Source organism: Burkholderia sp. E168m23, from assembly GCF_016586125.1.
GTDB lineage: Bacteria > Pseudomonadota > Gammaproteobacteria > Burkholderiales > Burkholderiaceae > Burkholderia > Burkholderia orbicola.
In genome coordinates this window covers 1-11,746 of the sequence record NZ_BCPP01000105.1, presented here as the reverse complement: position 1 = coordinate 11,746, position 11,746 = coordinate 1, and the positions used below count along the sequence as shown (strand labels likewise).

Below are 11,746 nucleotides of genomic sequence, written 5' to 3'. Positions count from 1 at the left end.
GCGCGCTGCTGCTGATGTCGATCGGCGAGGAAGAGGCCGCGCAGGTATTCAAGTTCCTCGCGCCGCGCGAGGTCCAGAAGATCGGCGTGGCGATGGCCGCGCTGAAGAACGTCACGCGCGAGCAGGTCGAGGAGGTGCTGCAGGACTTCGTGAAGGAAGCCGAGCAGCACACCGCGCTGTCGCTCGATTCGAACGAGTACATCCGCTCGGTGCTGACGAAGGCGCTCGGCGAGGACAAGGCCGGCGTGCTGATCGACCGCATCCTGCAAGGCAGCGACACGAGCGGCATCGAGGGCCTGAAATGGATGGATTCGGGCGCGGTGGCCGAACTGATCAAGAACGAGCATCCGCAGATCATCGCGACGATCCTCGTGCACCTCGATCGCGACCAGGCGTCGGAAATCGCGTCGTGCTTCACCGAGCGGCTGCGTAACGACGTGCTGCTGCGGATCGCGACGCTCGACGGCATCCAGCCGGCCGCGCTGCGCGAGCTCGACGACGTGCTCACGGGCCTGCTGTCCGGCAGCGACAACCTGAAGCGCAGCCCGATGGGCGGCATCCGCACCGCGGCCGAGATCCTGAACTTCATGACGAGCGTGCACGAGGAAGGCGTGCTCGAAAGCGTGCGCCAGTACGACGCCGATCTCGCGCAGAAGATCATCGACCAGATGTTCGTGTTCGAGAACCTGCTCGACCTCGAGGATCGCGCGATCCAGATGGTGCTCAAGGAAGTCGAGTCGGAAACGCTGATCGTCGCGCTCAAGGGCGCGCCGCCCGCGCTGCGCCAGAAGTTCCTCGCGAACATGTCGCAGCGCGCGGCCGAACTGCTCGCCGAGGATCTCGACGCGCGCGGCCCGGTGCGCGTGTCCGAAGTCGAGACGCAGCAGCGCCGCATCCTGCAGATCGTGCGCAACCTCGCCGAGAGCGGCCAGATCGCGATCGGCGGCAAGGCGGAAGACGCGTATGTCTGATTCGGCGAGCGATCGCGTGGGCACCCTCACCGCGTACCAGCGGTGGGAGATGGCGTCGTTCGACCCGCCGCCGCCCCCGCCGCCGCCCGACGACGCGGCGGCCGCTGCCGCCGCGCTCGCCGAGGAATTGCAGCGCGTGCGCGACGCCGCGCACGCCGAAGGCCATGCGGCCGGCCACGTCGAAGGCCAGGCGCTCGGCTACCAGGCCGGTTTCGAGCAGGGCCGCGAACAGGGTTTCGAGGCCGGCCAGGCCGAAGCACGCGAACAGGCCGCGCAGCTCGCGGCGCTCGCCGCGTCGTTCCGCGAAGCCGTCTCGACCGTCGAACACGATCTCGCCGCCGACCTCGCGCAGCTCGCGCTCGACATCGCGCAGCAGGTCGTGCGCCAGCACGTGAAGCACGACCCGGCCGCGCTGGTCGCCGCCGTGCGCGACGTGCTCGCGGCCGAACCCGCGCTGTCCGGCGCGCCGCATCTCGCGGTGAATCCGGCCGACCTGCCCGTCGTCGAGGCCTATCTGCAGGACGACCTCGACACGCTCGGCTGGAACGTGCGCACCGACGCGTCGATCGAGCGCGGCGGCTGCCGCGCGCACGCCGCGACCGGCGAGGTCGACGCGACGCTGCCCACCCGCTGGCAGCGCGTCGCCGCCGCGATCGGCAAGGTGAGCACGTGGTGACGCGCTCGCCCGAGGCGCTCGCGCACGACGGCATGACGCCGCTCGAACGCGAGCTCGCGCTCGCGTCGTTCGGGCCGGCGGCCGCGCACGATGCCGCGGACGACGCCACGCCGCACGCAGCATCCGACGCCGCCGACGCCGCCCCGCGCGCGCCGCACAATCCGCATCTCGCGCACTGGCGCACGCACCTGAACGGGCTCGCCGCGCGCAGCCACCGCGCGCTGCCGCTGCGGCCGTGCGGACGCCTCACGCGCGCGGCCGGCCTCGTGCTCGAGGCGATCGGGCTGCGCCTGTCGGTCGGCGCCGAATGCACGATCGAGTTGCCGCCCGGCAGCACGCTGCCGCACGCGGAAGCCGAAGTCGTCGGCTTCGCCGGGGACCGCCTGTTCCTGATGCCGACCACCGACGTTGCGGGCGTGTTGCCCGGCGCACGCGTGTGGCCGCGCGAGAGCGCGCCCGTCACCGATCCGCTCGCCGGCGCGAAGCGGCTGCCGGTCGGCTGGGAGATGCTCGGGCGCGTCGTCGACGCGTCGGGCCGCCCGCTCGACGGCCTCGGCCCGCTCGCGTCGAAAGTCGATGCGCCGCTGTCGGCGCCGTCGATCAACCCGCTCGATCGCGAGCCGATCCACCACGTGCTCGACGTCGGCGTGCGCGCGATCAACGCGCTGCTCACCGTCGGCCGCGGCCAGCGGATGGGCCTGTTCGCCGGCTCCGGCGTCGGCAAGTCGGTACTGCTCGGCACGATGGCGCGCTATACGAGTGCGGAAGTGATCGTGATCGGCCTGATCGGCGAACGCGGCCGCGAAGTGAAGGAATTCATCGAACAGATCCTCGGCGAGGACGGGCTCGCGCGCTCGGTCGTCGTCGCGGCGCCGGCCGACGTGTCGCCGCTGTTGCGGATGCAGGGCGCCGCGTACGCGACGTCGCTCGCCGAGTATTTCCGCGACCAGGGCAAGCACGTGCTGCTGCTGATGGATTCGCTGACGCGCTATGCGATGGCGCAGCGCGAGATCGCGCTGGCGATCGGCGAGCCGCCCGCGACGAAAGGCTATCCGCCGTCGGTGTTCGCGAAGCTCCCCGCGCTCGTCGAGCGCACCGGCAACGGGCCCGAAGGCGGCGGCTCGATCACCGCGTTCTACACGGTGCTGACCGAAGGCGACGACCAGCAGGACCCGATCGCCGATTCGGCGCGCGCGATCCTCGACGGCCACATCGTGCTGTCGCGCGCGCTCGCCGAGGCCGGCCACTATCCCGCGATCGACATCGAGGCGTCGATCAGCCGTGCGATGACCGCGCTGATCGACGAAACGCATCTCGACCACGTACGGCAGTTCAAGCAGATGCTGTCGCGCTACCAGCGCAACCGCGACCTGATCGCGGTCGGCGCCTACGCACCGGGCCGCGACGCGCAGCTCGACCGCGCGATCGCGCTCTACCCGCGCATCGAAGCGTTCCTGCAGCAGGGCTTTCGCGAATGCGCGCCGTTCGCATCGAGCCTCACCGCGCTCGATGCGCTGTTCGACGCTTACGGAGGCTGATCCCGATGGCCCACGGCTTTCCCCTTCAGTTGCTGCTCGACCGCGCGCAGGAAGACCTCGACTCGGCCGCGAAGCAGCTCGGCACCGCGCAGCGCGACCGCACCGCGGCGGCCGAACAGCTCGACGCACTGCTGCGCTATCGCGACGAATATCACGCGCGCTTCGCGCAATCCGCGCAGAGCGGCATGCCGGCCGGCAACTGGCGCAATTTCCAGGCGTTCATCGACACGCTCGATGCCGCGATCGCGCAGCAGCGCACCGTGCTCGCCGCGGCCGAAGTCCGCATCGACGAGGCGCGGCCGAACTGGCAGCAGAAGAAACGTACCGTCGGCTCGTATGAAATCCTGCAGGCGCGCGGCGTCGCGCAGGAAGCGCAGCGCGACGCCCGGCGCGAACAGCGCGACGCCGACGAACATGCCGCGAAGATCCTGCGCATGCGGGCCGACGCGGCCCGTTCGTCGTAACCGACCACCGCCTTCGAACGAGAGAACCGTCATGCCTCCCCTGCCCCTGCTCGGCGCGCTGCTCGACACCGCCGGCGCCGCACTCAAGGCCGCCCGCGGCTCGGGTGCGTCCGCCGCCAACGACGCGTCGGCCGCCACGAGCGCCGTGCCGTTCGCGCAGACGCTCAAGCAAAGCGTCTCCACGCGCGGCGATACGGCCAACGCCGGTACATCGGACGTGTCGACCAAACCGGCTGCGTCGAAGCCGTCCGCCGGCGCGAAGCCGTCCGGCACGGACGACGACAAGACGACCGACGACACGACCGCGAACGCCGCCACCAACCCAGATGCCGCCGCCCTCGCGGCCGCCGCGGCCGTGCAGGCGCAACTGCAGGCGCGCCCGGACACCGCGACGCCGGCCGACGCGGCGACCGCCGCCGCTATTGCCACGCAGAAAACGGCCGTGTCCGGCCAGCCGGACGCCACGGCGACGCTCGCCGATCATGCGGCCAAGGAGGCGACCGCCCAGCCGATCGACCCGGCATCGAGCCGCGACGCGCTGCAAGCGGCGCTCGCGAAGCTGACGGGCGGCGCGGGCGCGATCACGATGCCGGCGACCGGCACGAGCGCCGCCGCCACGCCGACGGCGCCGGCAGCGACCGCGTCGAACGCCGCCGCGCCGCTGACGCCGAAAGTGCCGACGTTCGACCGCACGCTCGCCGACGCGAAAGGCGCGCTCGCCACCCAGCAGACGCCGACCCAGGTCACGCCGCAGACGCTGCAGGCCGACGCGAATGCGCAGTCCGGCGCCCAGCACGCGCTCGCGGCGGCCAGCAATGCGACGGACCCGGCCGCCAGCGCGACGCTCGCGGCCGGCGCAACGGCCGCCGCCGCAGCGCAGGCGAACCTGCAACTGTCGCCGGCCGCCGGTGCGATCGCCGCCGCCAACGCACACGCGCTCGCACCGCACGTCGGCACGGCCGACTGGACGGATGCACTGAGCCAGAAAGTGGTGTTCCTGTCGAATGCGCACCAGCAGAGCGCCGAGCTGACGCTCAACCCGCCCGATCTCGGGCCGCTGCAGGTCGTGCTGCGCGTCGCGGACAACCATGCGCATGCGCTGTTCGTGTCGCAGCACGCGCAGGTGCGCGACGCGGTCGAAGCCGCGCTGCCGAAGCTGCGCGAGGCGATGGAAGCGGGCGGGCTCGGGCTCGGCAGCGCGACCGTCAGCGACGGCGGCCTCGCTTCGCAGCAACAGCAGCCCAACCCGCAGCAGACCTTCGCCCACGGCCAGTCGTCGCGACGCGGGAACGGCGGACCGTCAGCCGTCGATGCACCTGTCGACGCCGCGCAATCCGCACCGGTCGCCGCGCGCGCGAGCCGCGCCGGCCTCGTCGATACGTTTGCCTGAGCATGGCCGCCGTGCCGTGCGCGCGCCGCGCCTAGCGGCCGTGCACCGCAGCCGCAGCCTCGCCGCGCGGCACGCCACCCTTGCGCGTGGCGACGATGAAGTCCGCCGCGCGTTCGCCGATCATCACCGACGGCGCATTCGTGTTCCCGCCGACCAGCGTCGGCATCACCGACGCATCCACCACGCGCAGCCCGTCGACGCCGCGCACGCGCAGTTGCGGATCGACGACCGCGCGCGCATCCGAGCCCATCCGGCAGGTGCCGACCGGGTGATAGATCGTGTCCGCATGCGCGACGATCGTCGCGCGCAGCTCCGCTTCGCTCTGGTCCGGCCGCGTGTACAGCTCGCGCCCGCCCTGCGATGCGAGCGGCGCCTGGGACAGGATGCGGCGCATCGCCTGCGTGCCGCGCACCAGCAGGTCGAGGTCGCGTGAATCGCTGAAGAAGCGCGGATCGATCAGCGGCGCGTCGCGCGCATCGCCGCTCGCGAGCGCGACCGTGCCGCGGCTGAACGGCCGCAGCGCGCACACGTGCAGCGAATAACCGAAGCCCCAGTGCATCTTGCGGTTGTGGTCGTCGACGAGCGCCGTGCAGAAATGCAGCTGCAAGTCGGGACGCTCGAGCGACGGATCGCTCTTGATGAAGCCGCCGGCCTCCGCGACGTTGCTCGTCATCATCCCGGTGCGGCTCGAGAAATAGCGCGCGAGCGCCGGCGTCATCTTCGCGATGCCGCGCAGGCACACGCCGACCAGCTCCGACGAATTCACGCGCGTGTTGATGATGAAGTCGATGTGGTCGATCAGGTTCGTGCCGACGTCCGGCGCATCCTGCACGACCGCGATCCCGTGCCGGCGCAATTGCTCGGCCGGGCCGATCCCCGAACACATCAGCAGTTGCGGCGAATTGAACGCACCGGCCGACAGGACCACTTCCGCGCGCGCGCCGAACGTCTCGACCCGCCCGTTGCGCGACACCACGACGCCGACCGCGCGCTTGCCGTCGAAGCCCACGCGCAGCACCGTCGCATCGGTGATCACGTGCAGGTTCGGCCGGTTGCGACCGTAGATATACGCGCGCGCCACGCTGCAGCGCGAACCGTCGCGATGCGTGACCTGATAGAAACCGACGCCTTCCTGCGTCGCGCCGTTGAAGTCGTCGTTCAGCGGATAGCCGGCGGCATGCGCGGCCTGGATGAATCGTTCGGAGAACGGATTGCGAAAGCGCAGATCGGAAACGGTCAACGGGCCGTCCGCGCCGTGCCACGCGTCGGCGCCGCGCTCGTTGCCTTCCGCGCGGCGGAAATACGGCAGCACCTCCTGCCAGCCCCAGCCCGTCGCGCCGAGCTGCGCCCACTCGTCGTAATCGCCCGGGTGGCCGCGCGTATAGATCATCGCGTTGATCGCGCTCGAGCCGCCCATCCCGCGCCCGCGCGGCTGGTAACCGCGCCGGCCGCCCAAGCCCGGCTGCGGCACCGTCTCGTAGCCGTAGTTGGTGCCGAGCTTGTACGGCACCAGCGCCGCGATGCCGACCGGCATGTTGACGAGCAGGTTGCGCTCCGTATGCGAGCCGGCCTCGATCAGCGCGATCGTCGCATCGGGGCAGGCATCGGCGAGACGGCCGGCCAGGCTCGAGCCGCCCGAACCGCCGCCGACGATGATGTAGTCGTATTGCATGTCACGTCTCCGTCGTGTCATGGAAGGCGCCCGGCACCGCCGCGCGACCGCGTCTCCTCTTGTGTTCGGGCATTGTAGGAACGGCTGTCCCGTGCGCGGCGCGCCGATTCGAGAGCGATTCCTCTAAACGCCCGCGTGAACTAAATTTAAGATGTATCGATGCGCTTCGCGCGATGCACCGGCCACGAGAAGCCGATTCGTCGCGAAACGGGAGGAATGACGATGCAGCGCAAGATCCTGCAGGCCGCATGTCGACCAAGTGATCCGGAAGTCACGCGCGCGGCCCGCATTTCATTTCAAACGGCGGCCCGCGCGACGATCCACGGCGCGATGCGCGCAGTCGGTCGAAATCGAACGGCACGTGTCATCCCCGACCGTTTGGATGGTGTGTCGGCGCCGTGGCACGATGCGCGGCGACCCGCCGTCGCGGCTATGTCGCGCTGCGCTGCCGCGGTGCGCCGGCCGACGCGCGCAAGACGGCATCGCGTGCCTGCTCGTCACCGTATCGGATCGTGCGCGCCTGCCGTGCGGCATGACTTTCGGACACGGACACCGTCGCGCGGATACGACGCCTGCCGCGCGCGGCAACCGGTTTTCGAACACCCGTCGCATCCGGCCCCGTGCCGGGCGACATGCATCACCCGATCCGCGTCGCCGCGCTCGCCGAGCGTGCGCGTGCGGCGTGACGGCCGGCCGATCAGCCAGGCCCAACTGGAGGAGACGACATGAAGAACGACCTGCCCGAACTGGCCCCGCAAGCATTGCCATCGGTCGATGCGCTGACGTCGCTGCTGCACGACCAGCGTGCGGCGTACCTGCGCGCACCGTACCCGGCATGGGACACGCGTGCGCAGCACCTGCGTGCGCTGCGCACGATGCTGATCGACCACGCGGATGCGCTCGCCGACGCGATCAGCGCCGATTTCGGCCATCGCGCGAAGCAGGAAGTGCTGCTGTCGGAAATCTGGATGGCCAAGGAAGAGATCGACGACGCGCTGAAGCACGGCAAGCGCTGGATGAAGCCGATCCGCAAGCCGATGAACAAGTGGCTGCGCCCGGCGCGCGCGAAGGTGATTCCGCAACCGCTCGGCGTGGTCGGCATCGTCGTGCCGTGGAACTACCCGGTGCTGCTCGCAGCCGGCCCGCTGATCTGTGCGCTCGCCGCCGGCAACCGCGCGATCATCAAGATGTCCGAACTGACGCCGCGCACGTCGGCGCTGTTCGAGCAGCTCATCGGCAAGACCTTCACGCGTGACCACGTCGCGGTCGTGAACGGCGATGCGGAAGTCGGCGCCGCGTTCAGCGCGCTGCCGTTCGACCATCTGCTGTTCACCGGCTCGACGCAGGTCGGCCGCCACGTGATGCGCGCGGCCGCCGACAACCTCACGCCCGTCACACTCGAGCTCGGCGGCAAGTCGCCGGCGATCGTCGGCCCGAATGCGCGCTTCGACGCGGCCGTCGATGCGATCGTCGCCGGCAAGACGCTGAACGCCGGCCAGACCTGCATCGCGCCCGACTACGTGCTGCTGCCGCGCGGGATGGAAGGCGCGTTCATCGAGCGCGCGCGGACCCGCTTCGCGAAGCTGTATCCGGACCTGTCGGCCAACGGCGACTACACGACGATCGTGTCGCCGCGCCACTACGCACGCCTGCAACAACTCGCGAGCGACGCGCAGGCGGCCGGCGCGCAGCTGCATCCGCTGTCCGACGCGCAGTCCGATCCCGCATCGCGCCGCTTCGTGCCGTGCGCGGTGACGCAGGTGCCGGCCGCGTCGCAACTGATGCAGGAGGAAATCTTCGGGCCGCTGCTGCCGCTCGTGCCGTACGAACGGCTCGACGAAGCGATCGCGTACGTCAATGCGCGCCCGCGTCCGCTCGCGCTGTACCTGTTCGACGAGGATGGCGGCACGATCGACCGCGTGATGCGCGAAACGATCTCGGGCGGCGTCTCGATCAACGAAACGCTGATGCACATCGCATGCGGCAGCTTGCCGTTCGGCGGAGTCGGTGCGAGCGGCATGGGCGCGTATCACGGCTACGACGGCTTCGTGACGTTCTCGAAGATGAAGCCGGTGCTCACGCAGGCGCGGCTGAACGCGCGCAACCTGCTCGCGCCGCCGTACGGCAAGCGCTTCGCCGCGCTGATCAAGCTGATGCTGAAGTTCTGAGCCAGGCGGGCCACACGCGTCGCGGCCCTGTCCAACCTGCCGCGCGGCATGGATGCCGCGCACGCAACCGTCACACGGGCCAGAGCGGCCCTTCCTGCATCGCGCCGATCTGCTCGCGCAGTTCGAGCACGCGCGCTTCCCAGTAACGATGCGTGTTGAACCACGGGAACGCGGCCGGAAACGCGGGATCGTCCCAGCGCCGCGCGAGCCACGCCGCGTAGTGGATCAGCCGCAGCGTGCGCAGCGCTTCGACCAGATGCAGCTCGCGCGGCTCGAATTCGCAGAAATCCTCGTAGCCCGCGAGCAGGTCGGCCAGCGCGCGCGACGCGCCTTCGCGATCGCCCGGCAGCAGCAGCCACAGATCCTGCACGGCCGGTGACATCCGGCTGTCGTCGAAGTCGACGAAATGCGGGCCGGCATCGGTCCACAGCACGTTGCTCGGATGACAGTCGCCGTGCGTGCGCAGCAGGCGAATCTCGCCCGCGCGCTCGAACGCGGCCTCGACGCCTTCGAGCGCGAGCGCGACCGCGGTCGCGTACGCCGGTCTTACGTCATCCGGAATGAAATCGTGTGCGAGCAGGTAGTCGCGCGGCTCGTAGCCGAACGTATTGATGTCGAGCACGGGACGCGCGACATACGGCTGCGTCGCGCCGACCGCATGAATGCGGCCGATGAAACGGCCGAGCCATTCGAGCGTGTCGCTGCGGTCGAGATCGGGGGCGCGGCCGCCGCGCCGCTCGAAGATCGAGAAGCGGAAACCGTCGAACGCGTGCAGCGTGCGGCCGTCGAAGGCGCGCGCGGGCACCGCCGGAATCTCGCGCGCGGCGAGTTCGGCGACGAACGCATGCTCTTCGAGAATCGCGTCGTCCGACCAGCGCGCCGGACGATAGAACTTCGCGACGACCGGCGGGCCGTCTTCGATACCGACCTGGTAGACGCGGTTTTCGTAGCTGTTGAGGGCGAGCAGGCGCCCGTCGGTGCGCAGGCCGGCCGGCATCAGCACGCTGTCGAGCGCGTCGAGCACGCACTCGGGCGTGAGGCCGGCGAACGGCGGGCTGGCGGGAGAAGCGGGAGCGGAAGTGGCGTCTGTCATGCCCCGCATTGTGCCGCCTGCCGGACCGAAAGACGAGCGTCGGTGCTTAGTGAAGCGCCGCGCCGGCCGGCAGAACGGATTCGCCGGTGTCGATCAGGTCCTCGAGAAAGAACGGCTCGGTGTTGAGTTCTTTCGACTCACCCGGCACGCCCGCGTACCAGGTCACCATGGCCATGTCGCCCAGGATGCGCTGGACGATGCCGCGCGCGCCTTTCGGCACCGCGATATGGGTAGTGCAGACGATCGACCCGATATGCATGATGGTTCCCCACTCTTGAATCTTGAAACCCGGCCCGCTGGCGAGCCGGCAAATGCGCGATCCGCGCCGCTCTCGGCGGAGCGTTGCGCGTGATCCCATTGTTCACGGTTTATCGAAGCGCGAAAAGAAGAAGAAGCAGGCGAAGTGCCGCGAATTCGTCGAATGTCTCCAATCAACCACTGCGCCGGGCATGTACTTGCCCACCCGGTTACCCCCATCATACCCTGTCGAATGTGACTGCCCGCCGAAACCGCCCGGCGTCGCCGTACGCACATGATTGACGCAACGCGCGTGCCGCTTCGCTTCGCCGCTGCGGAATCACCGGAACACTTCGCGCGACCGACCGGAATCACCTCGCACACGTCGCATGCCCATCGCTTTGCCCCCTTCGTCGAACGCTTGCGTGCGCAGCGACATCGGCCCCTTCCCGACGCACCCTATCGCCCGCGATGCGCGGCCGCGGACAGTGGTTGCGTTCGATGGCTGCCTTGCGGTACCTTAGGCTTTCATTCGCGTTCAACCGCATTCCGACACGATGTATCCGCTCACGTCCGCCCTCGCAAAATCCCGGCCGCAGTTCGACGCGCGGCCGCAGGCGTGCGTGCATCCGTCGGTCCTTCCTCCTCCTGTCGCACCGCCGCTCGTCTGCGCCGCGCCGCCCCCGCCGGCGGCACGCGCCGGCTGACTCGCCGGCTTTTCGTTTTCGTCTTCCATTCGCCCCGCTGGCTGTAGGTGCGTGCGTCGTGACGCACGGCACGTTGCCGCGCGCGAATGGAACGTTTCGATCCGTTCGACAGGTGGATTCACATGGTTTCGTTCAAACGCGCGCTCGCCGCGCATGGCGCGACGTCGCTCTTCGTGCTGCTGTGGAGCAGCGGCGCGATCTTCGCTGAACTCGGTCTGCGTCACGCGTCCGCGTTCGCCTTTCTCACTGCCCGTTTCGCGCTCGCATCGCTCGTGCTGCTCGTGCTGGCGTTCATGCGCAGACGGTGGCTGCCGCCGCGCGGCGAGCGGCGCATGGCCGCGCTGACCGGCTTGCTGATGATGGGCGGCTATTCGATCTTCTACCTGCTCGCGCTCGAGCGCGGCATCGCGCCCGGCGTGCTCGCGACGATACTCGGCGTGCAGCCGATCCTCACGCTCGCGATCGTCGAGCGTCGCTGGCAACCCGTGCGTATCGCCGGGCTCGCGCTGTCGCTCACCGGCCTCGCGCTCGTCGTGGGCCGTGGCGTGAGCGGCGGAACCGGCGGCCTGTCGGCGGCCGGCATCGCGTGCGCGCTGACGGCGCTCGTCGCGCTGACCGTCGGCTCGCTGCTGCAAAAGCGCGTACGCGCGGCGCCCGCCGACGTGCTGCCGCTGCAGAACGCGATCGGCCTCGCGCTGTGCGTCGCGATCGTGCCGTTCCGGCCGGTGTCGTTCGACATGAGCTGGGCGTTCGTCGTGCCGCTGCTGTGGCTCGGCATCGTGATTTCGGTGATCGCGCAACTGCTGTTCTACCGGTTGATGCAGCGCGGC

General features: G+C 69.9%; 11 protein-coding genes. 8 read left to right on the top strand and 3 right to left on the bottom strand.

Going from position 1 to position 11,746, the window contains the following annotated elements:
* From fliG to JMF90_RS08355, 5 genes are all read left to right on the top strand, one after another.
* A partial coding sequence (fliG, locus tag JMF90_RS08375; protein ID WP_236597959.1) for a flagellar motor switch protein FliG occupies nucleotides 1-971 on the top strand: 971 nt, incomplete at its 5' end.
* Entirely contained in the window at nucleotides 964-1,647 is a 684-nt protein-coding gene (gene fliH / locus JMF90_RS08370; RefSeq protein ID WP_011694435.1) for a flagellar assembly protein FliH, read from the top strand. The genes fliG and fliH, both read left to right, overlap by 8 nt.
* 32 nt (nucleotides 1,648-1,679) lie before the next feature.
* Entirely contained in the window at nucleotides 1,680-3,185 is a 1,506-nt protein-coding gene (gene fliI / locus JMF90_RS08365) for a flagellar protein export ATPase FliI (RefSeq protein ID WP_249180910.1), read from the top strand.
* 5 nt (nucleotides 3,186-3,190) lie between these two features.
* The gene (gene fliJ, locus JMF90_RS08360) at nucleotides 3,191-3,649 is read left to right on the top strand and encodes a flagellar export protein FliJ (RefSeq protein ID WP_011546447.1); all 459 of its coding nucleotides are present in this window, start codon (nucleotides 3,191-3,193) and stop codon (nucleotides 3,647-3,649) included.
* A 31-nt stretch (nucleotides 3,650-3,680) separates the two neighbouring features.
* A complete protein-coding gene (locus JMF90_RS08355; protein WP_011546448.1) occupies nucleotides 3,681-5,039 on the top strand; it encodes a flagellar hook-length control protein FliK in 1,359 nt (452 codons plus the stop codon).
* Nucleotides 5,040-5,070: 31 nt separating this feature from the next.
* Here the strand turns inward: JMF90_RS08355 and JMF90_RS08350 are convergent, their stop codons facing one another.
* Nucleotides 5,071-6,711 carry a GMC family oxidoreductase gene (locus tag JMF90_RS08350; protein WP_034174346.1) on the bottom strand — a complete coding sequence of 547 codons (1,641 nt, stop codon included), beginning with the start codon at nucleotides 6,709-6,711 and terminating at the stop codon, nucleotides 5,071-5,073.
* Nucleotides 6,712-6,933: 222 nt separating this feature from the next.
* On the opposite strand from JMF90_RS08350, the gene JMF90_RS08345 reads away from it, so the two are divergent.
* Both JMF90_RS08345 and JMF90_RS08340 read left to right on the top strand, forming a co-directional pair.
* Nucleotides 6,934-7,440 carry a hypothetical protein gene (locus JMF90_RS08345; protein WP_200076753.1) on the top strand — a complete coding sequence of 169 codons (507 nt, stop codon included), beginning with the start codon at nucleotides 6,934-6,936 and terminating at the stop codon, nucleotides 7,438-7,440.
* Nucleotides 7,437-8,879: a coniferyl aldehyde dehydrogenase gene (locus tag JMF90_RS08340; RefSeq protein WP_006477516.1), complete on the top strand. Its 1,443-nt coding sequence runs from the start codon at nucleotides 7,437-7,439 to the stop codon at nucleotides 8,877-8,879. Before JMF90_RS08345 ends, JMF90_RS08340 begins: the two co-directional genes overlap by 4 nt.
* Before the next feature lie 70 nt (nucleotides 8,880-8,949).
* Here the strand turns inward: JMF90_RS08340 and JMF90_RS08335 are convergent, their stop codons facing one another.
* Both JMF90_RS08335 and JMF90_RS08330 read right to left on the bottom strand, forming a co-directional pair.
* Nucleotides 8,950-9,972 (bottom strand): serine/threonine protein kinase, encoded by a 1,023-nt coding sequence (locus JMF90_RS08335; protein ID WP_077178116.1) that lies wholly within the window; start codon nucleotides 9,970-9,972, stop codon nucleotides 8,950-8,952.
* A gap of 46 nt (nucleotides 9,973-10,018) precedes the next feature.
* Complete coding sequence (locus JMF90_RS08330) at nucleotides 10,019-10,231, bottom strand: hypothetical protein (RefSeq protein ID WP_006477514.1); 213 nt, start codon at nucleotides 10,229-10,231, stop codon at nucleotides 10,019-10,021.
* An 807-nt stretch (nucleotides 10,232-11,038) separates the two neighbouring features.
* On the opposite strand from JMF90_RS08330, the gene JMF90_RS08325 reads away from it, so the two are divergent.
* Nucleotides 11,039-11,746, top strand: a 708-nt coding sequence (locus tag JMF90_RS08325) for a DMT family transporter (RefSeq protein WP_201325036.1), incomplete at its 3' end; no start/stop codon positions are given.